This window comes from Mycobacterium sp. NGS59, from assembly GCF_059812345.1.
The window spans coordinates 354,430-377,928 of sequence record NZ_JCALCN010000002.1; the positions used below are offsets into that span (position 1 = coordinate 354,430).

26 protein-coding genes are annotated in these 23,499 nt (G+C 65.9%); 7 read left to right on the forward strand and 19 right to left on the reverse strand.

What is annotated here, in order from left to right; genetic code table 11:
• Window positions 1-15: 15 nt before the first annotated feature.
• Window positions 16-1,320 carry an acyl-CoA dehydrogenase family protein gene (locus AC5Y46_RS04220; RefSeq protein WP_499946432.1) on the forward strand — a complete coding sequence of 435 codons (1,305 nt, stop codon included), beginning with the start codon at window positions 16-18 and terminating at the stop codon, window positions 1,318-1,320.
• A 50-nt stretch (window positions 1,321-1,370) separates the two neighbouring features.
• On the opposite strand, the gene AC5Y46_RS04225 is transcribed toward AC5Y46_RS04220, so the two are convergent.
• From AC5Y46_RS04225 to AC5Y46_RS04240, 4 genes are read right to left on the reverse strand one after another with little or no spacing between them, the layout of a single operon-like run.
• On the reverse strand, window positions 1,371-2,318 hold the full coding sequence (locus tag AC5Y46_RS04225; RefSeq protein ID WP_499946431.1) for a phosphotransferase family protein: 948 nt from the start codon (window positions 2,316-2,318) through the stop codon (window positions 1,371-1,373).
• Window positions 2,306-3,088, reverse strand: a complete 783-nt coding sequence (locus AC5Y46_RS04230; protein ID WP_499946430.1) for an SDR family NAD(P)-dependent oxidoreductase — start codon at window positions 3,086-3,088, stop codon at window positions 2,306-2,308. Before AC5Y46_RS04230 ends, AC5Y46_RS04225 begins: the two co-directional genes overlap by 13 nt.
• On the reverse strand, window positions 3,085-3,381 hold the full coding sequence (locus AC5Y46_RS04235) for a ferredoxin (protein WP_499946429.1): 297 nt from the start codon (window positions 3,379-3,381) through the stop codon (window positions 3,085-3,087). The genes AC5Y46_RS04230 and AC5Y46_RS04235 overlap by 4 nt, the downstream gene beginning before the upstream one ends.
• A gap of 3 nt (window positions 3,382-3,384) precedes the next feature.
• On the reverse strand, window positions 3,385-4,668 hold the full coding sequence (locus tag AC5Y46_RS04240; protein ID WP_499946428.1) for an NADH-ubiquinone oxidoreductase-F iron-sulfur binding region domain-containing protein: 1,284 nt from the start codon (window positions 4,666-4,668) through the stop codon (window positions 3,385-3,387).
• Between the two features lie 37 nt (window positions 4,669-4,705).
• Here AC5Y46_RS04240 and AC5Y46_RS04245 point away from each other — a divergent pair, with 37 nt between their 5' ends.
• Entirely contained in the window at window positions 4,706-5,179 is a 474-nt protein-coding gene (locus AC5Y46_RS04245) for a hypothetical protein (RefSeq protein ID WP_499946427.1), read from the forward strand.
• Between the two features lie 2 nt (window positions 5,180-5,181).
• On the opposite strand, the gene AC5Y46_RS04250 is transcribed toward AC5Y46_RS04245, so the two are convergent.
• The 8 genes from AC5Y46_RS04250 to AC5Y46_RS04285 all read right to left on the reverse strand — a co-directional run bounded on the left by AC5Y46_RS04250 (window position 5,182) and on the right by AC5Y46_RS04285 (window position 12,039).
• Entirely contained in the window at window positions 5,182-6,072 is an 891-nt protein-coding gene (locus tag AC5Y46_RS04250; protein WP_499946426.1) for an alpha/beta fold hydrolase, read from the reverse strand.
• Entirely contained in the window at window positions 6,069-6,479 is a 411-nt protein-coding gene (locus AC5Y46_RS04255; RefSeq protein WP_499946425.1) for a Rieske (2Fe-2S) protein, read from the reverse strand. Before AC5Y46_RS04255 ends, AC5Y46_RS04250 begins: the two co-directional genes overlap by 4 nt.
• 1 nt (window position 6,480) lies before the next feature.
• Complete coding sequence (locus AC5Y46_RS04260; protein ID WP_499946424.1) at window positions 6,481-7,635, reverse strand: amidohydrolase family protein; 1,155 nt, start codon at window positions 7,633-7,635, stop codon at window positions 6,481-6,483.
• A 29-nt stretch (window positions 7,636-7,664) separates the two neighbouring features.
• Entirely contained in the window at window positions 7,665-8,762 is a 1,098-nt protein-coding gene (locus AC5Y46_RS04265; RefSeq protein WP_499946423.1) for an amidohydrolase family protein, read from the reverse strand.
• Window positions 8,763-8,964: 202 nt separating this feature from the next.
• Complete coding sequence (locus tag AC5Y46_RS04270) at window positions 8,965-9,864, reverse strand: NAD(P)-dependent oxidoreductase (RefSeq protein WP_499946422.1); 900 nt, start codon at window positions 9,862-9,864, stop codon at window positions 8,965-8,967.
• Window positions 9,865-9,868: 4 nt separating this feature from the next.
• A complete protein-coding gene (locus AC5Y46_RS04275; RefSeq protein ID WP_499946421.1) occupies window positions 9,869-10,249 on the reverse strand; it encodes a carboxymuconolactone decarboxylase family protein in 381 nt (126 codons plus the stop codon).
• Window positions 10,250-10,359: 110 nt separating this feature from the next.
• On the reverse strand, window positions 10,360-10,764 hold the full coding sequence (locus AC5Y46_RS04280; protein WP_499946420.1) for a DUF4189 domain-containing protein: 405 nt from the start codon (window positions 10,762-10,764) through the stop codon (window positions 10,360-10,362).
• A gap of 138 nt (window positions 10,765-10,902) precedes the next feature.
• Window positions 10,903-12,039 (reverse strand): phosphotransferase, encoded by a 1,137-nt coding sequence (locus AC5Y46_RS04285; RefSeq protein ID WP_499946419.1) that lies wholly within the window; start codon window positions 12,037-12,039, stop codon window positions 10,903-10,905.
• A 134-nt stretch (window positions 12,040-12,173) separates the two neighbouring features.
• On the opposite strand from AC5Y46_RS04285, the gene AC5Y46_RS04290 reads away from it, so the two are divergent.
• Genes AC5Y46_RS04290 through AC5Y46_RS04300 form a run of 3 tightly spaced genes read left to right on the forward strand, consistent with a single transcriptional unit; the run spans window position 12,174 to window position 14,954 of the window.
• Complete coding sequence (locus AC5Y46_RS04290; RefSeq protein ID WP_499946418.1) at window positions 12,174-13,019, forward strand: SDR family oxidoreductase; 846 nt, start codon at window positions 12,174-12,176, stop codon at window positions 13,017-13,019.
• 37 nt (window positions 13,020-13,056) lie between these two features.
• Window positions 13,057-13,668 carry a nitroreductase family protein gene (locus tag AC5Y46_RS04295; protein ID WP_499946446.1) on the forward strand — a complete coding sequence of 204 codons (612 nt, stop codon included), beginning with the start codon at window positions 13,057-13,059 and terminating at the stop codon, window positions 13,666-13,668.
• Window positions 13,669-13,685: 17 nt separating this feature from the next.
• Window positions 13,686-14,954 (forward strand): amidohydrolase family protein, encoded by a 1,269-nt coding sequence (locus AC5Y46_RS04300; RefSeq protein ID WP_499946417.1) that lies wholly within the window; start codon window positions 13,686-13,688, stop codon window positions 14,952-14,954.
• Here AC5Y46_RS04300 and AC5Y46_RS04305 read toward each other — a convergent pair.
• Genes AC5Y46_RS04305 through AC5Y46_RS04315 form a run of 3 tightly spaced genes read right to left on the reverse strand, consistent with a single transcriptional unit; the run spans window position 14,948 to window position 17,522 of the window.
• Window positions 14,948-15,937, reverse strand: a complete 990-nt coding sequence (locus AC5Y46_RS04305; RefSeq protein WP_499946416.1) for an NAD-dependent epimerase/dehydratase family protein — start codon at window positions 15,935-15,937, stop codon at window positions 14,948-14,950. The genes AC5Y46_RS04300 and AC5Y46_RS04305 overlap by 7 nt on opposite strands.
• Window positions 15,934-17,031: an NAD-dependent epimerase/dehydratase family protein gene (locus AC5Y46_RS04310; protein WP_499946415.1), complete on the reverse strand. Its 1,098-nt coding sequence runs from the start codon at window positions 17,029-17,031 to the stop codon at window positions 15,934-15,936. The genes AC5Y46_RS04305 and AC5Y46_RS04310 overlap by 4 nt, the downstream gene beginning before the upstream one ends.
• On the reverse strand, window positions 17,028-17,522 hold the full coding sequence (locus AC5Y46_RS04315; RefSeq protein WP_499946414.1) for a nuclear transport factor 2 family protein: 495 nt from the start codon (window positions 17,520-17,522) through the stop codon (window positions 17,028-17,030). Before AC5Y46_RS04315 ends, AC5Y46_RS04310 begins: the two co-directional genes overlap by 4 nt.
• A gap of 99 nt (window positions 17,523-17,621) precedes the next feature.
• On the opposite strand from AC5Y46_RS04315, the gene AC5Y46_RS04320 reads away from it, so the two are divergent.
• Together AC5Y46_RS04320 and AC5Y46_RS04325 are read left to right on the forward strand one after the other, a co-directional pair.
• Window positions 17,622-18,632, forward strand: a complete 1,011-nt coding sequence (locus tag AC5Y46_RS04320) for an acyl-CoA dehydrogenase family protein (protein ID WP_499946413.1) — start codon at window positions 17,622-17,624, stop codon at window positions 18,630-18,632.
• On the forward strand, window positions 18,616-19,791 hold the full coding sequence (locus tag AC5Y46_RS04325; RefSeq protein ID WP_499946412.1) for an acyl-CoA dehydrogenase family protein: 1,176 nt from the start codon (window positions 18,616-18,618) through the stop codon (window positions 19,789-19,791). Before AC5Y46_RS04320 ends, AC5Y46_RS04325 begins: the two co-directional genes overlap by 17 nt.
• An 85-nt stretch (window positions 19,792-19,876) precedes the next feature.
• On the opposite strand, the gene AC5Y46_RS04330 is transcribed toward AC5Y46_RS04325, so the two are convergent.
• The 4 genes from AC5Y46_RS04330 to AC5Y46_RS04345 all read right to left on the reverse strand — a co-directional run bounded on the left by AC5Y46_RS04330 (window position 19,877) and on the right by AC5Y46_RS04345 (window position 23,488).
• Window positions 19,877-20,506 carry a hypothetical protein gene (locus tag AC5Y46_RS04330; protein WP_499990280.1) on the reverse strand — a complete coding sequence of 210 codons (630 nt, stop codon included), beginning with the start codon at window positions 20,504-20,506 and terminating at the stop codon, window positions 19,877-19,879.
• On the reverse strand, window positions 20,503-21,381 hold the full coding sequence (locus AC5Y46_RS04335; RefSeq protein WP_499946410.1) for an Rv1363c family protein: 879 nt from the start codon (window positions 21,379-21,381) through the stop codon (window positions 20,503-20,505). Before AC5Y46_RS04335 ends, AC5Y46_RS04330 begins: the two co-directional genes overlap by 4 nt.
• Window positions 21,382-21,524: 143 nt before the next feature.
• Window positions 21,525-21,923 (reverse strand): hypothetical protein, encoded by a 399-nt coding sequence (locus AC5Y46_RS04340; protein WP_499946445.1) that lies wholly within the window; start codon window positions 21,921-21,923, stop codon window positions 21,525-21,527.
• Between the two features lie 185 nt (window positions 21,924-22,108).
• Window positions 22,109-23,488 carry a cytochrome P450 gene (locus AC5Y46_RS04345; protein ID WP_499946409.1) on the reverse strand — a complete coding sequence of 460 codons (1,380 nt, stop codon included), beginning with the start codon at window positions 23,486-23,488 and terminating at the stop codon, window positions 22,109-22,111.
• Window positions 23,489-23,499 lie beyond the last annotated feature (11 nt).

Consider the following 23,499-nt stretch of genomic DNA (forward strand, 5'->3'; position numbering starts at 1 on the left):
GAAAGGAATCAGCCCATGGCGTGGGACTTTTCGACTGACCCGCAATGGGCGGCCCAGCTGGCCTGGGTGGAGGACTTCGTGCGTTCCGAGTGCGAGCCGGTGGACCTGCTGGTCAAGGAATCTCACGACCTGAACGACCCGGTTCGCCAGGCCCTGATCCCGCCGCTGCAGAACATCGTCAAGGAGCGCGGCCTGTGGGCGACCCATCTGGGTCCGCATCTCGGTGGGCCCGGGTACGGTCAGTTGAAATTGGCTCTGCTCAACGAGATTCTCGGTCGCTCCGAATGCGCGCCGATCGTATTCGGTTCTCAGGCACCCGATTCCGGCAACAGTGAGATCCTGGCCCACTACGGCACCCCGGAGCTCAAGCAGCGTTATCTGGAGCCGTTGCTGGACAACCGGATCGTGTCGTGCTTCTCGATGACCGAGCCGCAGGGCGGCGCCGACCCGAAGGTGTTCACCACGTCGGCGGTGCAGGACGGTGACCACTGGATCATCAACGGCGAGAAGTGGTTCTCCTCCTTCGCGTCGATGGCGTCCTTCCTGATCGTCATGGCGGTGACGGACCCCGAAGCGCCGCCCTACCAACGGCATTCGATGTTCGTGGTACCGGGCGAGACGCCGGGTATCAACGTCCTGCGCGACGTGGGACTGGGTTATCAGCCTCTCGGCGGCGGGGGCCGTGAAGGCTATGTGCGCTACGAGAACGTGCGGGTGCCCACCGATCACATGCTCGGTCCGCGCGGCGGAGCGTTCGTGGTGGCGCAGACCCGGCTGGGCGGCGGGCGTATCCACCACGCCATGCGCACCGTCGGCCTGGTCCGCCGCATCTTCGACATGCTCTGCGAGCGGGCGGTTTCCCGGTACACCCAGGGGGACATGCTGGGCAACAAGCAGCTGGTGCAGGAGATGATCGCGGACTCGTGGATGGAGATCGAGGCGTTCCGGCTGTTGACATTGCAGACCGCGTGGAAGATCGACCAGCACAACGACTACAAGGCGGTGCGTGCCGACATCTCGGCCGTCAAGGCGATGATGCAGAAGGTCCTGCACGACGTGTCGGCCCGGGCGCTGCAGGTGCACGGTTCGCTGGGCACCACGCACGAGATGCCGTTCGTGCAGCATCTGGTGGAGTCGTTCGTGCTCGGATTGGCCGACGGGCCAACCGAAGTGCACAAGACCGTGCTGGCGCGACAGCTGCTCAAGGACTACCAGCCGGCACCGGACCTGTTTCCCTCCGAACATCTCCTGCGGCTGCGCGAGGCCGCCGAGCGCAAGTTCGGCTCGCAACTGGCAGGTATCCGACCCACCCGAGCGTGACTTTCACGACAGTCCGTCGGCGCGTCGCGTCGTGAGATTCCCACTCGGCGTCATAGGTGGGCCAGGACGCGGGACAGCAAGTGCGGCAACGCGTCTGACATTGCTTCCAGGCCGGCATCCGGTCGCTCCCGCCGCCGGTTGTGTTTGACGATCAACGACCAGGTGGCCACGGACTTGAAACAGGCCAGCGCCTGGAACCAGTCCAGGTCGGGTACCGGATATCCCAGCTCGGCTTGGTAGATCGCGGCCAATTCGGTAACCGGCGGGGTGCGGCCTACGTACGGCGTGGTGCGCCGGTACGTCGCCGGGTCGCTGTTGATCAGGAACCATCCGGCGTCGATGCGCGGGTCGCCCACCGACCAGATCTCCCAGTCGATCACTGCCGTGACGCGGCCTTCGACGGCCAGCAGGTTGCCGAGCCGGAAATCACCGTGCACCACGGCGGGAGGTATCGGCGAGGGCGCCGAATCCCGCACTGCGGCAACCACGTCCCGCCATCCGGGTGCCAACGCGGGATCCACCGTCTCCAATGCCGCGCACCAGCGCGCGATTTCGGCCTCAATCCCCACGATCGGTTCGTCTTGCAAGCCGATGGTCGCCGGTTGGATCCGGTGCAACGCGGCCATGGTTGCCGCCGCGTCTCGGTACCGCGCGGCCACGACGGTTTCGTTCTCGGGGGCGTCGCCGAGATCGTAGAGGGGCTCCAGTGAACTGCCCTCCGCCCACGACATGACGAACAGCGGGGGCTCGCCGGGGTCCTCCCACAGCACCTCGGGGACGGGTACCGGAGTCGACTCCAGCGCCCTGATGATGCGGCATTGGCGGAGCACATCGCGATGCCCGACGGGTGCCATGCCGGTCGGAGCCACCTTGATCACCACGCGACGGCCGGCCCGGCTTCCGGCGTACGTCAGGCTGGAGGCCCCGCCGGTCAGCGGGCCCAGATCCTCGACGTCGGGCAGCCGCCCGCGCAGCGCATCGAGAGTCAGTCCAGCCATCCGATTTCGCGCAGGAAGGTCTGGGTGTGAGCGATTCGTCCGGTCGTCGACGCGGGGTCGCACGTGACCAACTCGAGCGCGGTCTGGGTGATCAGGGCGATGTCTTCGGTGTCGGTCTTGGCCAGATCCAGGGTGCCGGCACCCGGCGTCGCGACCGGTTTGGACGGCGCGGCCGCGTTGACCGCTATGCCGTCGTCATACAGTTCTGCGGCAAGGCTTTTGGTGAGCCTGTTCAGCGCGGCCTTGACCGTGCCGTAGATCCCGAATCCGGCGCCGCGGTCGAATTCGTCGAAGGGCGGACCCGACGGCAGGTCGCCACCGACCGAGGTCACGTTGAGCACCCAGCCGCGGCGGCGCTCCCGCATCGCCGGGATGGCCAGCTGGGTGAGGTGCAACGGCGCGAGGACGTGCATCTCCATCATCAGGCGCACCCGCTTCTCCGGGAACGTGTCCAGCGGCCGCAGGAACGTCACCGCCGCGTTGTTGACCAGGATGTCGGGCGCGCCGATGCGGTCGACGACTTCGGCGAACAGCCGCTCGCGTTCCTCGGTTTTGGACAGGTCCGCCTGGATCGCGATCGCCGAGCCGCCCTCGGCGGTGATCTCGGCGAGCGTCTCTCGCAGCGACCCTTGATATTTCGGATCCGGCTCGTAGGTCCGTGCGGTGATGGCCACGGTGGCGCCCTCGGCCGCCAGCCGCGCCGCGATCGCCTTGCCCAGGCCCCGGCTGCTGCCGGTCACCAAGGCAGTCAGTCCGGCGCACCTGTTCAACGGATGAATCCCCACTCGGCTTCGTTGGCTTCGGTTTTGACGCGCGAGGCGGGATCGTCCTCGTCATGCAACTCCGGGCGTGGGGTGCTCGGCCGGGGCTCGCCGACCTCGGTGATGGCGTGCACCGGGCAGTCCAGCAGCGCCCGCAGCACCGCGTCGCGATCCTGCTGCGGTACGTCGCCGTCGCCCACCAGGCACGCATATCCCCAGTCGTCGAGCGAAAAGTAGTCAGGGGCGTGCTTGGCGCACAATCCGAAGCCGTCGCAGATGGTGCGGTCCAGACGGATCTTCATAACTCAACCATCCGTTTCCATTGCCAGGTACGGACGTTCGGGCCGATAAGCGTCGTCCCGGCAGTCCGGGCAGGCGCCCTCGAGGTGGCGGGCCACTTCGTCGGGGAACTCCTCGAGCAGGGATGCCGCGGCGTTGCAGGCGGCATCCAGGGTCCCGCAAGCGCCGCGCCCGCGTAACACCACCGACCAGCGACGCAACCGGTCCACGTCCTCGGCCGTCGCCACCCCGTCGCGCAGCGCACCGGCGGCGGCCGCCATCGCCGCGGTGCCGTTGAAGCAGGAACCGCACTGGCCGGCGTTCTCCCGGTCGAAGTACGCCAGCACCGCGGCGGCGACCGCGACCGGGCACTCGCCGACGATGAGCGAGATTGCGCCACTGCCCAATCCGCTGTTGAGCTCTCTGATCGCCTCGTGGTCCAGCGTGGTCTGCAGTACGCGGCGATTGAGCAGCCCGGCAAAGTAACCGCCCATCAGGACACCGCGTAGCTCGTCGGGTGAAACGCCGTGGAACGCAAGGAGATCGGCGAACGGGAGACCGTGGGGCAGTTCGTAGAGCACGGCCGGACGGCCGGCTCCGGTGACGGTCGCCAGGAACGTGCCGGGTGACTGGGCCGTGCCCTGGGAACGGAACTCCGCCGCACCGTGGGCCTGCAGGTAAACCAGATTGGCCAGTGTCTCGACATTGCTCACCAGGGTGGGTCGGCCGCCGACGCCGACTTCGAACGGCCGGGGCGGCTTGTCCGTGGGCTTGGTAGGGCCGCCGTTGATCGCATTGACCGCGGCGGTCTCCTCGCCGGCGACGTAGCCGGGCTGCACCGAGCGCACCTCGATGCTCAACGTGGCCGAGTCGAGTTCGCTGATGGCGGTTTCGACGCTGCGTGCCGACTCCGGGTCCGACACGTAGACGTAGGCGCGTTCGGCGGCCACGACCGCCGCGGCCAACCGCAGACCGTCCAGAACCAGGTGCGGCCGGTGGCGAAGCAGCCACCGGTCCTTGACCGAAGCCGGTTCTCCCTCTTCACCATTGGCGATCACGACCGCGCCTCCGCTGATGCGGCCGTTGGTGCGCACCGTGTGCAACTTGACCGCGAGTGGGAAACCCGCGCCGCCGCGGCCCCGCAGTCCGCTGCTCTCGACTTCGGCCAGCAACTGCTCGACGTCGACGAGTGGCTGGTAGCCGCCGCGTTCGCGATATGCCGTCAGGTCCTCGACCGCGGACTCTGTGGTCAGCAGCCGCGGCGGGCAACCGGGCCAGGTTGCGGTCACGACGGTGGACTTGGTCTGCATCGGCTAACCCGTCTTGGTTGCGGTTAGGCTTGCCCGCATGCGGACTGCGGTGGTGCGCGTCAACGTCGACCCGACCGGTGTCCTGACACCGTCGCAGCTAGCTGAGGGCATGGCAACGCTCCTCGATCTGACCCGTCAGCGCGGTGCCGACGTGGTGGAAATCGATCTGCCCGGCAGACCACCGGCCCGGCGTGAGGTCGAGATGCTGATTGCCGGCGAGGACGTCGATGCCACTATGAATCTGGCAATCGACTTGTGCCGCAAAGCTTTCGATACCAATCCGGCGGCCGGCGTGGTCACCTTCGTCAGTCGTGGTACCGACGACGACGCCCACGGCGTGTTGTCCGGGTTCGGCCTGCGCGGCGAAGTCGTGCGCGAGCCCGGCGGGGACGGCTACGACATCGTCTACGTCACGTTGCGCGAAGAAGACCTCGACCGGATTCCCGAGAGCCGCATCCACACCGCACTCGAGGCATCGCTGAACTGTGAGGTCCACATCCGCACCCGCTGACCTCATGTGCTGCCCAGGAATTCGAGGATCGGCGGCGCGGCCAGCACCCAGGTGTCGAACATGTTGAAGTGCGTGACCCGGCCGGCCGCGCGATCTTCCGATGCCCGTTCCCAGGCGTCCTCGGGCCACGGCGGGTCGATCAGCGTGGATCCCTTGATCAAACAGCTGACTTCCAGCGACGTGCGCTTCGGGTGGTCGAGGTCGTTCTCGCCGCCGCGGATGATCAGCGTGGGAACCTTGATGCGGTCGAACATCTCGTCTTCGACGCCCGGGATGGTCTGTCCCGGCTTGGACACGAACGCGTTGAGCCAGCGCATCATCACCTTGAGGAACTCGGCGTTGTCGAAGTCGAGGAACCGCTGTTTGTTGGCCGGGTTCTCCTCGATCCGCTCACGCCACTCGGCCACTTTCGTCACGCCGTCCATGCCGGTGCCGCGGACCGCGAGGATGCTGGGAACCACGTAGTAGGAACCCAGCACGAAGGTGCCGTAGACGCCGCCGACGATGTTCCACACCACCAGCTTCTTGACCAGGTCGGGGTAGAGCATGGTGGTGAGCATCGAATCTCGTGCTCCGCCAGAGCCTCCCGCCAGAATGCACCTTTCGACGCCCAGCGCCTGCAGCAGACCGTGCAGCGTCTCGGCGCGCATGTGCGACTCGCTCTGCCCGTAGAACTGCACGTCGGAGGCGCCGCAATTGGGACGGTCCCACAGCAGCGCGCGGTACCCTCCGGCAACCAGCGCCTCGGCCAACGGGCGCAGTCCCGGCACGTCCTTGCTGAATCGGCCGCCCGGCGTCATTACGATGAGATCGCCTGAGTCGCCGAGGATTTCGTAGACTACGTTGCCGCCGTTGACCTCGACCGTGGACACCCGATTCTCCTGCGCCGTCACGCCATCACCAACACGTCATTGCCGATCACGCGGACCGGATAGGTGCGGATGCTCCACTCCGGCTTGACCGCGGTGGTACCCGTCGCCAGCTCGAAACCCCACTGGTGCCAGGGGCAGTAGATGAACTCCAGATCGCGCACCATCACGGCGTCGCCGGGAGCCGACTCGTCGACCACGGTGCGACCGCGGGCCCGCCCCGAGCACAGTGGGCCGCCTTGATGGGGACAGTAATTCGCGATCGCGTAGAAAGTGCCGTTGACGTTGTAGACGCCGACGCCGTGACGTCCGATCGGCACGAGTTTGTGTGTGCCGGGCGGGATTTCGTCGACGGTCGCCACCACATGCTCGCGGCCCTGGGCGAGGCGGGGCTGGGGGCTTCGCACCGCCCCGTTGTCTTCAGCTGTCAACTCAGAGCACCCGAACCTGTCCCTCGAGCACCGGCACGGTCTCGGGGAGGTGGTATGTCGCGATGCCGTTCTTGTACATCACCGCGTCGCGGGCCGCTTTGGGCAGGTGCTTGACCAGCCAGCGCGGGTCGTCGAACGTCCAGTGCGGGTAGTCCGAGGAGAACAGCAGGATCTTCTCGCACTCCATCCACTCCAGCGCACGGGTCAGCTCGGTCTTGTCTTCGGGGTAATCCAGCGGCTGGGTGGTGAATTTGATGTGGTCCTTGACGTATTCGGACGGTTTGCGCTTGATATCGACCCACGACTTGCGTGCCTCGTAGATGGCGTCCATCCGCCACATCAGCGGCAGGATCCAGGTGAACGCGTGCTCGACGAAGACGATCCGCAGGGTCGGGAACCGGTCGAACACGCCGTCGAAGATCAGGCTCATCACCTGGTTGGCGGCCAACAACGAGTAGGTGACCATGAAGTCGTGGTTGTAGCTGGGGAAACCTACCGGGGGTGTCGGTAGCTCCTCGTAGTGGCTGCGGGACAGGTGACAGCTCACCGTGATGTCGTGCTTGGTGGCGGCCGCCCAGATCGGGTCGTATTTGGGGTGACCCCAGGACGGCCGCGGCTCGGCCTTGATCAGGATCTGCGCCATGTACGGGTGCCCCACCCAGCGTTCGATCTCGCGCACCGCTGCTTCCGGGTCCTCAATCGCGGCGCAGATCGACCCGCGCCAGCGCTGGTGCCAGTTGTTGTGGCTGTCCAGCCAGTGATTGGCCTGCCAGTCGTTCAACGCGACCGACATGGCGTGCTGCGCCTCGTGAATGCGGGCCGGATACGCCGCCGGTTCCAGGATCGCGATGTCCGAGCCGGCCTCCATGATCAGCTGGCGGAAAGCGAGGTCCGGGTCGCTGCAGGGGAACTCGCCGTTGGGCGGGAACGAGTCCACCCGCATCGCATAGCTGTGCGCGTAATCCGGAGCGTCGTAGTAGATCTGCTCACCGACGGTGCGGGTCAGAAAGTACTTGCTGCGCCACGGTTCCGGGATGTAGGGGAGGAGTTCGCCGCGCTTGGGCGCCGGGTGGACATCGGAGTCGACGCAGCGGACGGCTATGCGCTCGGCGGGCGGAACCCGCTCCTGCGAATGCGTGGAAGACGTCACGGTCATCTCAATCTCCTCGGTCTGGCCCGTCTTTTCTACTGTGCGCCCACCCCGGCGGGGATGTCTATGCCGTAGAGCTGCGCCGCGTTGCGCCAACACACCTTCTCGCGCTGTTCGTCCGAAAGCGCCTTGGGCAGCTTGCGGATGTCACCGCACTGCCAGTGCGGATAGCTGGAGCCGAACATCACCATGTCGTCCTTGCCGGTGAAGCCGAACCATTCGCCGGCGAACTCGACGTCGCCGGGTCCGTCCAGCGCACCCTGCACGAAATAGACGTGGCCGGGCAGGTAGTCACTCGGTATCCGCGGGGCCCAGGGCGTCTGTTCCAGGTGCGGCCGGCCGAACGTGTCCATCCGCCACATGAACGGCGTCACGAAGTCGGCGGCGCCGTCGGCCCAGACGAATTTCAGGCCGGGGAAGCGTTCGAACACGCCCTCGGCGATCATGTTCATCAGGTGATAGAGGTAGTTCAGCGCCATGAAGCTGACGTATTGCTCGTAGGTGCGGGTATTGCCGGACGGCGTCGGGGCGAAGCCGATGCCCGAGCCGGACTCGATGTGCACCGCGATCGGCAGGCCGGCGTCGACGGCAGCTTCGAACAACGGCCAGAACTGCGGCTTCCCGTAGACCTCGCGGGACTGCAGCGGAAGACCGAGCTGAACCACCCGCGGGTGGTCCCGGTACTTCCCGATCTCGCGCAGCGCGCCGGCGACGTCGTCGGGATTGACCCGGATGGTGCCCCGAAAACGTTCGCCGAACTCGTCGTGCTCCAGCCAGCGCGACACCATCATCTCGTTGTGCGCCGCGTGCAGCGCGCTGCCCAGATGCCGGTCCGGCATGATCCCGCGACCCATCGGGTGCAGGATCGCCACATCCACCCCGCGCTTGGAAAACAGTTCGTGGGCAACGAATTCGGGATCCGAACCCGGATAGCTGCGGCCCCGTTCCGGCCCTTTGGTGTTGGGCGCGTACTCGCCGCCCGGCGCGCCGTACCAGTCGTTTTCGTAGTCGGGGAAACCACGGCTCTTGAACGGCTCGCGCAGGAAGCTGCGCAGGTCTTTGTTGGACGGAAAGAAGATGTGCACGCTGGCGTCGATGACCGGCGTGCGGACTCCGTCAGCATCTTCGATCACGATTGCCACCCTCCGGCACCGGCGGGACCAGGCTCGGCCAGGTCATATGATAGATAACCTAACATTCTGCCTCGCCATCCCTCAACGGATTCCCGGTAAGCGTTTCGGTTACTCATCTGTCCAGGTAGCAGCACATTTTATGGCTCGCCTGCAAGTGTAGTTCTTCTCAAAGGATAATAACATTCTCGGCGTCGGATGTAACTTATTGCGGGGGCTCCGCCGCCTCGACGGTGACGCCTGCCGCCTGTTCGAACGGCTTGATGACCGCGGTGAAGTCGGAGTCGAATCCCTGGTGGCGGGCGGCGGCCTCCCACAGCTGTCCGACGGCGTCGGCCAGGTCGGTCGGCACCCCCAGCGCGCGTGCTTCCTCCAGGTAGAGCCGGACGTCTTTGACCATCAGGCCGGTGGCGAACCCGTAATCGAAGGTGCGCGGCAGGATCGCCCGGGGGAACTTGTCCCGGCTGGCGCTGGTGCCGCCCGAACCGGCGTTGAGCACCTCGATCATCACGGCCGGGTCCAGGCCCGCCTTGACCCCCATCACCACCACTTCTGCCGTGGCGACCAGCACATTGGCCGCGAGGATGTTGTTCGCCAGCTTCATGGTTTGCCCGGCGCCGGGTTTGGCGCCGATGTAGAAGGGACGGCCAAGCGTCTCGAGCACGCCGGCGACGGCGTCGAAGGCTTCCCGTGGGCCCGACACCATCAGCGCCAGCGTTCCGCGCTCGGCGCCGCCGACGCCACCGCTGACCGGGCTGTCGATGACGACGATGTCGCGACGGGCAAGAAGCTCGTGGATCCGCAGCGCGGTGTGGCTGCCGGTGGTGGACAGGTCGACATAGTGTCTGACTCGCGAGCCCTCGATGACCCCGGCCGGGCCGGTGGCCACGGCGAGCGACGCGGCCGGCGTCGGCAGACTGGCCAGCACAGTCTCCGCTCTGTCGGCGACGTCCCGCGCGCAGGAGGCCGTCTGGGCGCCGAGGGCCGCGACCCGCTCGAGAGCGATGGCGCTGGTGTCGAAGGCGACGATCTGGTGACCCGCTTCGGCGAGCCGACGCGCCATCGGAAATCCCATCTGGCCCAACCCGATAAAGCCGATGTCCACGGTGTCAGCTCTCGCCGAGCTCGTCGAAGATCTCCCCGGCAGCGCGGAAGCTGTCGACCGCCGCCGGAACTCCGGCGTAGATGGCGACCTGCAGGAAGATCTCGCGGATCTCCTCGCGCGTGACTCCGTTGGTCAAGGCGGCCCTGATGTGGGTGCGCAGCTCGTGCGGCCGGTTCAGCACCGAGGTCATGGCCAGGTTCAGCATGCTGCGGGTCTTGCGGCTCAGTCCCTCGCGTCCCCACACCGCGCCCCAGCAGTATTCGGTGACGAGATCCTGCAGCGGCCCGGTGAAGTCGTCTGCTTCGGCCAGTGCCTTGTCGACATAGGCCTTCCCCAGGACTTCCGAGCGGATCTGCCGTCCCCGCTGGTATGTCTCGCTGTCCAATGCCGGACTCCTTTGCGACTAGTGCGGACAGTCAGGAGTGTAGGGCCGGCGTGGCGGGTGCCCGATCCGCTTGTCGGAAAGCGGAATTCAGCGGCGCCGGGCGGACGCGGTCAGTTGCATGCCCAGTCGACCGGCCATCCGCGGCCGAGGCTACTGATGGCATGGTGCTCGGCGGCTTGGCGCGTCAGACCGATCCCGCCGTGATAGATCGTCCCGTCATGGGCAACGGCGCCGCACCGGGTGAAGGTGCTCACCACCGTGCACGCGGCGGAGCCGCAGCGTTCCAGCGCCGCCTGCTCCGCGCCCAACTTGCTGAGATGACGTCGTGCTTTGCCGGAGGCACCGTCCGGGGAGTAGGCGATGGCGCCGTAGTGGGTGACATGCGGCGGCAGATTGTTCGGCAGTTGCTGGGGGGCGTGGGCGCGGGCGGGATGAATGAGCGTGACGGCGAGCGCTCCGGCCGCTATCAGGCTTGCGAGTACCAGAGCGACGCGACCCCGTTGCCGAGCCGTCATTTGTTACTCCTTCTCCTGCGATGACGGGCCGTGTGAGCACATGTTTACCTGCGCGAAACAAGTGGTGTCTATCATAACCGGACCCGGCGCTGGTTTCGACGGGATTCGAGCGTCAACGTGGCAGCGGACGGTCGCCGCTTACAGCGAAACTTTGAGCAGTGCAACGGTTTCGAGGTCGTCCAGTGCGGCCACGCTGCGCCGCAGGCCCTCCAGTGCGATGTCCTCGACCTGCATCCCGCCCATCCCGGCGGTGATCAGCGCGGCCACGTAGGCGTACAGCGCACCCTGGCGGAAACGCTGCCACAGGTCGTCGCGGTCGATATCGGGTCCGCCGGCTGCGGCCAGTGCACGCCGGTAGTCATCGAGCAGGTCGCGCTGGGCGGCGATGCGGTCCTGCGGCGTCAGGCTGGTCACCAGCGTGTAAGCGAGTTCGCGCGACGGGTGGCCCCGGCGCACCGCCTGCCAGTCGAGCAGCCCGGCTTTCCCGTCGCGGAAGTACACATTGCCCGGGTGTGCGTCGCCGTGCATGACGGTGTGTGGCGGCCTGTCGAGGATCGCGGCGACGGCAGGGTAGTTCTCGGCGATGAAACGTCCGTTCTCCACGGCAATGTCGGTGCGTTCGGTGAGCCGCTTGATCGAGGTGCTCATCAGCGAGCCGGTCAGCAGGGACGTGACGTCGCCAGAGGGTGTGTACAGCCAGCCCAACGGTCCGCGACCGTTGCCGGGTAGCCGCCCCCAGAACGTCGCATGCAGCTTGGCCAGCAGTTCGACGATCAGCCCGGCCTGGTCGACCGACAGCGGATGCAGGGTGTCAGGAAACTCGCACTCGTCGGCGGGCAGGTCCTCCAGGACCAGCAGATAACGGCCGGTCCACCGGTCGAAGGCGGTCCCGTATGCGCTCGGGACTCCGGTGAGCTGCGGGGCGAGTTGACTGTAGAAACGCACCTCGGTGTGGCCGAGTCGGCCCAGTTCACCCATCAATCGGGTGGCGACAGTTTGCGCGGTCAGCTTCACGAACACCGACTCCGGTACCCCGTCACCGGTCAGCGCCAGCCGCGCCCGCGACGACGTCCCCGCGTGGTTGCCCAGGACGGTGACCGTGTCGACATGGGCACCCATCACGTCGGAGAGGACAGCAGGTTCGAGCTGATCGACGTCGCGCGGCAGTCCGGCGCGACGACCGACCAGGGCGTCCGTAGCGACGCGGCCGACGCCGCGACCCAGGTGCACGGCCAACCCGGCGGCGGAGAGTGCTTGCCGTAGCGGGTTTTTCATAGCTGTCCGTTCTTGGCTCAGGTTCGGGTGGCCGGACCCTGACTTTACAGATTTTCCCTAAACTGTCACGCTGTAGCGACCTGGTCCGACTCGTGGGACACAACTGAGGCACGTGCCAAGGAGGGGCGGAAGCAATGAGCGGCGAATCCAGCGGGCCGCTGACCGGTCACACGGCGATCATTTCGGGTGCAAGCCGTGGCATCGGACTGGCCATCGGCCTCGGGCTCGGCCGGCTCGGGGCCAACGTGGCGCTGCTCGCCAAGACCGCCGAACCGCATCCCAAACTGCCGGGCACCGTATACACCGCGGCGCGCGAGATAGAGGAAGCCGGCGGCCGGGCGCTCGCGGTGGTGGGGGACGTCCGCAACGAAGAGGATGTCCAGCGCGCCGTCGACAACGCGGTCGGGGAGTTCGGCGGCATCGACATCTGCGTCAACAACGCCAGCGCCATCGCCACCGAAGGCACCGAATCGCTGTCGGCCAAGAAGTTCGACCTGATGCAGGACATCAACATCCGCGGCACCTTCTTGCTGACCAAAGCCAGCCTCCCGCACCTGCGACGATCACAGAATCCGCATGTCCTGACGATCGCGCCGCCGCTGAACCTGAGCCCGCACTGGCTCGGGGCGCATCCCTCCTACACCCTGTCCAAATACGGCATGTCCCTGTTGTCGCTGGGCTGGGCAGCCGAATATGCCGACGCCGGAATAGCTTTCAATTGCCTGTGGCCCGAGACCTACATCGCCACCGCCGCCGTCGCCAATTCCCCGACGGCCGAGACGGAACTCGCCAGATCGCGCGACCCGGCGATCATGGCGGATGCGGCGGTCGAGATCGTGACCCGGCCCGCCCGGTCCAGCACTGGCGAGTGCCTGATCGATGCCGACGTATTGCGCCAAGCGGGCAAGTCCGACCTGAGCCGGTACGGCGGTGGAACCGACCCGATCCTGGATCTGTTCCTGGACCCGAGGAAGCCGTGACGCAGTGACCCAGTCAAGCGATGACATCTGGGAGGTGATGTCGACCGCTCGCACCATCCGGCGTTTCACCGACGAACCCGTCGACGACGCCACGCTGACCCGGTGTCTCGACGCGGCCAGGTGGGCGCCATCGGGTGCCAACGCGCAGGGGTGGCGGTTTGTCGTGTTGCGTTCACCCGAACAGCGCGCCGTGGTGGCCAAGGCGGCGGCACAGGCGCTGCAGGTGATCGAGCCCGTCTACGGCATGAGCCGGCCGGATCCCGACGATCACAGCCGCCGGGCCCGCACCAACCGCGCGACCTACGAATTGCACGACCGGGCAGGCGAATTCACGTCCGTGCTGTTCGCGCAGATCCACTACCCGACGGCGTCGGAGCTGCTGCTCGGCGGTTCGATCTTCCCGGCCATGCAGAACTTCCTGCTGGCCGCCCGCGCCCAGGGTCTGGGCGCCTGCATGACCAGTTGGGCGTCTTACGGCGGGGAGCAACTGCTGCGCGACGCGGTGGGCGTACCTGACAACTGGATGCTGGCCGGGCACGTCGTAATCGGTTGGCCGGCAGGCAAACACGGGCCGGTGCGGCGCCGCCCGCTCGCCGAGGCCGTCGATCTGGACCACTGGGACGGTCCGGCCGATCAATTACTGGGCTGAATAGAGGAGAGTTCCGCATGCATGTCGACGACATGATTCTGGTGAGCATCGACGACCACGTCGTCGAACCCCCCGACATGTTCCTGCGCCACGTGCCGGCCAAGTACAAGCCCGAGGCGCCGATCGTGGTGACCGATGACAAGGGCGTCGATCAATGGATGTACCAGGGCAGGCCGCAGGGCGTCAGCGGACTGAACGCCGTGGTGTCCTGGCCCGCCGAGGAGTGGGGCCGCGACCCGGCGGGTTTCGCCGAGATGCGCCCCGGCGTGTACGACGTGCACGAGCGGGTCCGCGACATGAACCGCAACGGAATCCTTGCGTCGATGTGCTTTCCGACGTTCACCGGGTTCTCCGCACGCCATCTCAACATGCACCGCGAGGAAGCCACGTTGGTGATGGTGTCGGCGTACAACGACTGGCACATCGACGAATGGGCCGGTTCCTATCCGGACCGCTTCATCCCCATCGCCATCCTGCCGACCTGGAACGTCGACGCAATGTGCGCGGAGATCCGCCGGGTGGCCGCCAAGGGTTGTCGCGCGGTCACGATGCCGGAACTGCCGCACCTGGAAGGTCTGCCGAGCTACCACGACGAGGAGTACTGGGCCCCCGTTTTCCGGACGCTGTCGGAACAGAACGTGGTGATGTGCCTGCATATCGGCACCGGCTTCGGAGCGATCAGCATGGCGCCCAATGCCCCCATCGACAACCTGATCATCCTGGCCACCCAGATCTCGGCGATGTGTGCCCAGGATCTGCTGTGGGGACCGGCGATGCGCAACTATCCCGACCTGAAGTTCGCCTTCTCCGAAGGCGGAATCGGTTGGATCCCTTTCTATCTGGACCGCAGCGATCGGCACTACACCAACCAGAAGTGGCTGCGTCGCGACTTCGGCGACAAGCTGCCCAGCGACGTGTTCCGCGAGCACTCATTGGCCTGCTATGTCACCGACAAGACGTCGTTGAAGTTGCGCCACGAGATCGGCATCGACATCATCGCCTGGGAGTGCGACTATCCGCACTCGGACTGCTTCTGGCCCGACGCCCCGGAGCAGGTCCTGGCCGAACTCGACGGCGTCGGTGCCGACGACGTCGACATCGACAAGATCACCTGGCAGAACTCCTGCCGCTTCTTCGGCTGGGATCCGTTCGCCCGCAAGCCCAAAGCCGAGTCGACGGTGGGTGCGCTGCGGGCCGGTGCCGCCGACGTCGACGTGTCGATCCGGCCCCGGGCCGAGTGGGCGCGACGCTACGAGGAGAAGCTGGCGCAGTCTGCCCTTCAGTGACGCGCTGATTGCGCCGCGAAGAACTGCGCGGCCTTGACGATCGAGTCCTCGACCGGCTCAGGCTGCCAACCCAATTCGCGCTCGGCCTTGCTGTGGTCGAGCGGGGACATCAGCTCCGCCATGCGGGTTCCGACGTAGGCGAACGGGAGGTCGCGGTCCACCAACCGGGCGGCGACGTCGTTGATGCGTGACATGACACGCAGCACCGGCATCGGAACCGGGATGCGCGGTGGACGCCGGCCGACGGCACGGGCCGCGATCGCGTGCAATTCCTTGGTGCTGATATACCGGTCGGAGATGATGTAACGCTCCCCATTTCGGCCCTTGTCGGCCGCGAGAAGCATTGCCCGCGCGGCATCTTCGATACCGACCACCTCCAGCGAGAAGCCCATGTAGAACGGCAACTTGCCGGCGGCCACCCGGGCGATGGCTCCGCCGTGCGGTGTCGGCGCGTGGTCGCGCGGTCCGTAGGTGGTCGAGATGCACATGGCGACGGCCGGCAGACCGCGTTCGCGGGCGTATCCAAGGACCAGGTTCTCTGCGGCCACCCGGGATTCGATGTAGGCGCCCCCGTCGCTCCAGTTGTGCGGATCGGCTTCGGTGACCACGCGGTGGTCGTTGATCGCCAATGTTCCGGTACTGCTGGTGAATACGAATTTGCGCAGATTCGCGGCCAACGCCGCGTCCAGCACGTGCCGCAGGCCCTCGACGTTGGTGCGGAACAACGGCGCGGGGTCGCGCAGCCACATGCGCGCGTCGACGACGCAGTAATAGACGACGTCGCATCCTTCCATGGCCGCCTGCAGTGCCTCATCGTCGAAAACATCGCCGTAGCAACGCTCTACGGTCAGATCGTCGATGCCTTTGGTGGAACTGGTCTTCCGCAACATGACCCGCACGTCTTCGCCGGCTTCGACGAGTTGGCGGGTGACGTGCGAGCCCAGAAAGCCACTGGCTCCGATGACCAGTTTCTTCGGTTTCATGACGGATTAGCCAGCGCGCCTTGGCCGTACTTGGCGGCGATCATCTGCCACGGGTCGGCGTAGGGTCCGCGGCGTTCCCTCCTGTCGAGCAGCTTGAAGTACCCGCGCAATCCCACCCGGATTACCGGCCCCAGCGCCTTGAGCAGCAAGCGGCGACGACCCATCGACTCGGCGACATAGGCGACGGTGTCGGACCAGTCGTGTTCCTGAAACTCGAGCAGCGCTTGGGATTCGGTGGTGTCGAACCAGCCGGTGAAACCCCAGCCGCGGTCGTCGTCCGGATTGCCGGGGAGACCGATCGACGGGCCCAGCCGGCCGAGGCCGACGGCGGCCATCATGTCGTCCTGCATCTGGCTCATCGTGAGGACACAGGTTTCGTCACCGGCGATAATCAGCACCTTGCCGTCGACCGCGGCGCGACGGTCGACCGCGTTGGCGAAGGCCAGCGCGACGTCTCGGGCGTCGGTCGCATGCATCCGGTTGTCGACGGGTGTGGAGCGCACCAGCACCAGGTAGTCGCCATCGAAGCTGGCGGCGCCATCGGGTGAGACGATCGCGGCCAAGCGCAAGATCGCGTGCGGCAGCGAGCTTTCGGTGATGACCTGCTCGGCCAGGACTTTGTCCTCGCCGTACTGGTCGATCGGATTGATCGGGGTCTCGGCGGTGATCCGTTCGGGATGCCGGTGCGGGTTGCGGGAGCCGTAAACCGCTGCGCTGGAAGCGAATACGAACAGCGACGGCTCGTTCAGTGCCTGCGCGGCGGTCACCAGGTTGCGGGTGCCGCCGACGTTGATCTTGCGGGCCAGTCCGGGGTTGCGGTACGAGGGCGGTGCGACCAGAGCCGCGAGGTGCACGATCGCGTCGGGCTGGTGGCGGCCGACTACCGCGGCGACGGCGGCGGCATCGGTGAGATCGGTGTGTTCGGTGATCAGCGTGCCCGGATGTCCGGCTTCGGTGAGTGCGGCGGCGGTGGCGGTCGAGTTGTCGCCGGGCAGATCCATCGCGATCACCGTCCGGCCGCGGCGCAGCAGGATCTCGCAGGTTCTCCTGCCGACCTGCCCGAAAGCGCCGGTGACGACGACTGTTTCGCTCATTTCTCGAACCTCCGGGCCAGTGCGGCTCCGGCGTCGCGCAGCCGCGGTGAAATGCGCACGGAGAACAATGGATTGAACACGTCCTCACGCAACCGGGTCAGCGTCGAGGTCTTGATCAGCCATCCGGCGTCGGTCTTCTCGTAGGTTTCGTGATAGTGCCCGTAGCCCTCGAGGTTGATGCCCGGACGCAGCCGGACCACGTCCTGCAACGCCCAGATCCCGGTCGCGGACGTCGCGGTCGTCAGCTCGATTTCCGGTGCGTGCACCTGGTGCACGGTGGGGTTGTCGCCCAACATGCCGCGGACGTAGGACACGAACTCGTCGGCTCCGGTAATCAGCTTTCCGCCCGAGGGCGAGGTATCGCTGACGAAGTCGTCGGTGAAGAGCCGCCGCCAATCGTCCCAGCGTTTGGTGTCCAGATAGCGGCAGTAGCGGGCTTTGAGCTGCTTTATCGCCTCGATCTGCACCAGCACGGCGGCGGTGTCCAGCATCTGGCCCCCTCGCGTAAGTCGTAACCGGTTTTGAGATTACTACTTCCCTCAAAGAGAATGTTATTCTCGCGAGACAATCCGGACGGGAGGCGCCCCGCGATGCTCTTGGAGTTCGATGCTGATCAGCGGCTGTGGCAGGACACGGTGCGCGATGTCGTCACCAAGCAATGTCCGCCGTCGCTGGTGCGCAGCGTGGCGGAAGAGGATGCCGACACCGAGCCCATCTGGGGACCCTTGTGGAAGCTGTACCGGGAGCTCGGCTGGACCGAGCTGAACGAGCAGGACAGCGCCGTCGAGCTGGCCATCGTGGTCGAAGAGCTCGGCCACGCCACCGACCCGACCCCGTTCCTGGCGACCATGAGTCAGTTCGCGCCGCTGGCGGGGGACCGCTTCGACCCGAATCAGTCCGGAACGGCGGTGTACAGCGGGGTTTCGGCGCGCCGCGATGCCGAGGGCTGGGTGCTGGACGGCACCGCCCGGCACGTGCTGGACGGCGACCGGGTGGAGCGGGTGGCGGTGGTGACCGAGGCCGGAGTCTTCCTGACCGATGCCGCTCAACTCACTGCGCGGCGCGAGTCGGTCTTCGATCCCGTCCTGCATGTGGCGGACCTGTCCTTCCACCAGGTCCGGGTCCCCGACAGCGACCGTCTGGCCGTCGACGCCGAGCGCGCGCGTCACGTCGCGCTGACCGGAATGGCCATCACGATGGTCGGTGCCTGCCAACGCATCCTGGACATGGTGCTCGAGCATGTCCGCAGCCGCCATCAGTTCGGAGTTCCCATCGGCTCGTTCCAGGCCGTGCAGCACAAGGCGGCCGACATGCACGTCGCGGTGCAGCGGGCCCGAGCGCTGTCCTACTTCGCCGCACTGACCATCTCCGCCGACGACCCGCGGCGGCGGTTGGCCGCAGCGATGGCCAAGGCGTCGGCCGGTGAGTGCCAGTCGCTGGTGTTCCGGCACGGCTTGCAGCTGCACGGCGCCATGGGATTCACCTGGGAGAACGACGTGCAGTTCGCGCTCAAGCGGGCCAAGGCGGGAGAACTGATGCTCGGTGGCGCGGCGGAGCATCGAGCCCAGATCGCCGAGGAGTACCGTGCAGCTGACTTTTGATTCCGACGTCGAGCAGTTCCGCGCGGAGTTCTCGGCGTTCCTGGACGAAAACCTGCCGGACGCAAGCGAAACCGTGGAGCGGCCACGCTCGGTGTCACACATGCCGGAATGGGCGCGGCGGTGGCAACGCCTGCTGTTCGACAACGGTTGGCTGCTGCCCACCCAACCCCCGGAGTTCGGTGGACGCAATGCGAGCGTGCTGCAGCAGTACGTGTACCTCGAGGAGCTGTGCCGGCGCCGCATCTACCACAGCCTGAACCCCCAGGGCGTGAATATCGTTGCGGCATCGCTGATTTCGTTCGGCAACGACGAGCAGAAGCAGCGTTGGGCGGTGCCGATCCTGCGCGCGGAGATCACCGCGTCACTGGGCATGAGCGAGCCGAGCGCGGGCTCGGACCTGGCATCGCTGCGTACCCGGGCGGTGCTCGACGGTGACCACTTCGTGGTCAACGGGCAAAAGGTGTGGACGTCCGGTGCGCACGACGCCGACGTCCTGCTGGCGTTCGTCCGCACCGACCCCGACGCACCAAAACACAAGGGCATCAGCGCATTGGTGATCCCCACCGACACCGAGGGCGTGGTGTGCCGGCCTTTCCCGTCGGTCTGCGCCGCCGACGACCTGGACTTCAACGAGGTGTTCTTCACTGACGTCAAAGTGCCCGCGGAAAATCTGGTCGGCGAACTCAACCAGGGCTGGCGGGTGGCCAACGGTTCGCTCGGGCACGAACGCACGATGATGTGGCTGGGTTTCGCCGACCGGATGGACAACATGCTCACCGACTTCCGGCCCACGTCGGCACTGGACCGCGACCAGTACGCGTCCACGATCATGGACAAGCAGGCGCTGCGTCTGCTGGGCTCGGTCGCGCTGGCCCGCGCGTCGCGCGGTGAGGACGACACGTCGGCGATCTCGGTGCTGAAACTCCTTGGCTCCGAAGCCGAATTGCGGATCTCCGAGTATGCGTTGGCGGCCGCGGGCGGCGACGGGCTCGTTCATCCTGGGTTGACCGGGCCGTACGCGCCGATGAACCTCGACCACTATTTCGCGAGTTGGTTCGAGCGCTACGCGCGCAGCTTCTCCGGCACCATCGCCGGGGGCACCTCGGAGATTCAGCGCAACATCATCGCCCAGCGGGTACTCGGCCTCCCAAGGGGTTAGGGGCACCTCCCGCGAGCAGACGCAAAAGCCCCTCATTTCGGCACGAAATGGGGGCTTTTGCGTCTGCTCGCGGGTGATCGCGAGGCTAGACCGGGTCGAACTTGGTGATCAGCCAGCTGCCATTGACCCGGATCAAGCTCACCAACACGCTGCTGGCCGTCATCGACGGATCGGGCCTGTCCTTGCTCGTGGTGCTCTGGTCGACGTACACCAGCACCACCGCTGAATCCGGGTGCAACTCCGACACGGCGGCCCGGACCACGTGGGCGGTAGTTTTCAGCGACTTTTCTTTCGCCGCCGGAGCCACGATCTGCTCGGTGAATTGGTTGTAGTAAGACAGGAAATCCCCGGAGAGGTGCAACTTGGCATTGGCAAAGTCTTTGTCCAGCGACTCGGGTGAGTAGGAGAGCAGCGCAACTGTTCCCTCTGATGCCGCGGTCACGACGGTCTGGGCGACGCTACGGTCGGTCTGTCGGTTCGGCTGATAGCGCGCGAAATACAACCATGTCGCCACGCCGGCGGATGTCAGCAGAAGCAAAACCAGGGCCACGGTGACGACGTTGACCTTGCGCAGCCTCGGCGCCCGGTCACGTTGTTCGCGCTTTTTTGATTTGTCGGCGACCTCATCTTCGGTTGCCTCCGCATCGCCGTCGACAACCTCTGCGGTGTCGGTGCTTTCGGGGGTCAGACGACTTTCGCGGTCTTCACTGGTCACGCGACGAACTCCAACTTCGACATTTTGAACTGTCCGCCTTCTTCGGTCACGGTCACCCGGAGCCGCCACACGCGTGGTTCGTCCTTGGCGCCCGCGGCGTTGGTGATTCGCGATGTCGCCGCGACCAATACCGATGCCGAATGCTCTTCCATGGATTCGACGGCCGTTGCGTTTATGGTGCCCTGGGTGACCACTTTGGACTGCTCGACCACCGACACGAAATCCTTTGCACGCTGCTGAAAGTCGTCTTTGAACTCGCCGGTGGAGCTGTCGAGCAACCGCTGGACGTCTTCCTTGGCGTGATTGAAGTCCAAGGAGGTCATGTTGACGACGCCCTGCTTCGCTCCGGCGACGAAGTTCGCTGCCCGCTGCTGTCGCGTGGCGGCGTCATGTTCGTACCAAAGGATGCAACCGCTGACGCCGACGAATGCGCAGCTGAGGATGATCGCGATTACTCTGAAAACCGTTGACAGCGAAGGCAACCGGCGTGCCAGCCGAGCCCGCCGCGATACCGGCTCCGCAGCTTCGAGCGCCTCGTCGCCCTCCGGACCGGACTCTTCTCCATCTTTCGCGTCCCGGTCGGCTTCGGTGGCCTCGGCTTCCAACTCGGCGTCGGTAGTCTCGACCTCGGCTTCGGCGGTGCCGGCCTCGGCTTGGGTGGTTTCGGCTTCGGCGGTCTCGTCGCTCGCCAGCATTTCGCGCCGTAGCCGGGCGGCGCGGGCACGCGCACGAGCGGCGGCGGCTAACGCTTCGGCTTCGGCGGCCTCTGCCTCGGCTTCCTCGAGCAACGCCATCGCATCGGCCTTCGATGTGGCCGAATCTTCCGGGGGTGGCTTCGCTTCACCCTCGAGCTTCCCGAGCTTCACCTTCGGCATCGACTGAACTCCGGTATCACTGTTATTGGCATTCCTGCACATTCGCGGTCGAAAGAGCGCCCATCGAGAGACGATCGGGCTGGCATGTGCGTCTACCCGGTTTCAGCACGGGAATCGGTTCCCGCAGGGTATGGCGTTCGCGGCTACCCCCATCGCACCAGCGTGAACGGATAAGTGTCTGTGCCCCCCGGGCTGCCCCCGCAGCCGGTGTCGTAGGTGGTGACCAGCTCACCGCTCAAGGTAGCTTCATCCCACGAATAGACATCATGCGACGGAAGGAACTGGACCACGCAGCGCACACCATCCGGCACATCGACCGCCATGGTGTAGCGGCCGTTGGACAGGTGAGCATCTGCCTGGTACCACGCCGCTTGCCCGTTGGGTTGTGGTATTCCGCCGATGGTCAGGCATCCCGGTGCGCGACTGATGCACGGCCGGACCGCCCAAAGCCAGTTGTGGCCGCGATCCCGGTCCGTGTTCGCCATGTAGGTGCCGACCAGCATGTCCGCGTGAGCGGTCGGCGTAAGAGTCACTGCGGCCATGGCGATCAGCAGGGCAAGCGCGTGGGTTACTGCGAAAGTCTTCACCGATGCGTCTCCGATCCGTAGTGCACGCGCTCGGACTGAATATAGAGCGCGGCCACGCTGCCCACGCCTACTCCGAAAAATCGCGCTCGTCAACGGACCCGCTTCCAGGTGGACAGCGAGATGTCGGAGGGTGAGGCAGCTCAAACGATGACCGCGGCTTCTTTGCGCTCGGTGACCGGGCGGGCCAATTCCTGCTCTTCGCAAATACGTTGCAGCTTATCCAGTGTCTCCTCCAGGCCGGCGCCGACCTTGCGGCCAGGGGTGAAGGTGGCCGGCAGGTGGCGCATGCCTTGGATGACCCCGATGCTTTCGTAGTGGACCGCCCCGTCGGGATCACAGCGGTAGTCCGGCATCCGGTGTAAGACCGCGGTCAGCATCGACTTGAAGACGGTACGCGCCACGTTGGATCCGACGCAGCGGTGCACCCCGATCCCGAAGCTGAAGTGTCGGTTGCCTTTACGGTCGAGTACGACCGTGTCCGGTTCGGCGAAGACCGACGGGTCGCGATTGGCCATGGCCCACGAGATCCACAGTCGCTCGCCTTCTTTGAACTCGTGCCCGTTGACTTCGACATCGTCGGAAAATGTCCGGCCGTCGCCGGGGGCGGGGGTGAAGAAGCGCAGGAACTCCTCGGTCGCTGGGTCGAGCAGAGTATCGAGGTTGTCGTGCAGGCGTTTTCGCTCGTCAGGGTGCTCCGAAAGCCATTCCAGCGAGTGGGCGGTCAACGCCGTCGTGGTGTCGAAGCCGCCGCCGATAACCAGGCCCAGGTTGCCGAGGATCTCCAGATCCGGTGCCGGCTCGTCGTCGATCCGCATCTGCAGCAGTCCGTTGACGATGCCGGGTCGCGGATTCTCGCGGATCTCGAGCATGTTGTTGACCATGTCGAGCCCCATCTCCCGATGCATCGCGGTGACGCGCTCGATGTCGGGGGAGTGCTCCGGGGTGTAGACGGCGGCGTGCACCGGCTCGCTGTACATCTTCCACTTCTCGAGCGGGATTCCCAGCATCGCCAGTGTAAGGACCGCGGGCACGATGTTGGCCAGATCGTCGACGAAATCGATGTGGCCGGACTCGATCTTCTCATCCAGGCAGGCGCGGGTGACGTCGTCGACGAAGGGTACCCAGCGCTTGACCGCTGCCGGGGACAGATATGGGTTCAATACGGTCCGGTAAGTGCGGTGTTCGGGGTCGTCCATTTCCAGGATGCCGCCCCGGACAGCGCTCACGCGACTGGCGGTCGGAATAGAAATGCCCTTGTAGCCACGCCGTTCGCCATGGATGTCGTGGTCGTTGGAGACCGCCGGGCAGCGGGCGAGTTCGAATACCTCGTTGCTGCCGGCGGCGACCCAGTGCCCGCCGTAGGTGTCGGTCCATGCCATGGGGCACTTGGCGTGCATTTCCTCGGTGATCGACTTGAATTGCGACCGGTATTCCGGCGAGTGCCGATCGAAGTGATATCGGTTCTTCTTGCGGGCACCGTCGGTGGTAACTAACTCATCAACATTGTCATCCACACTCAAAGCGCTGTCTC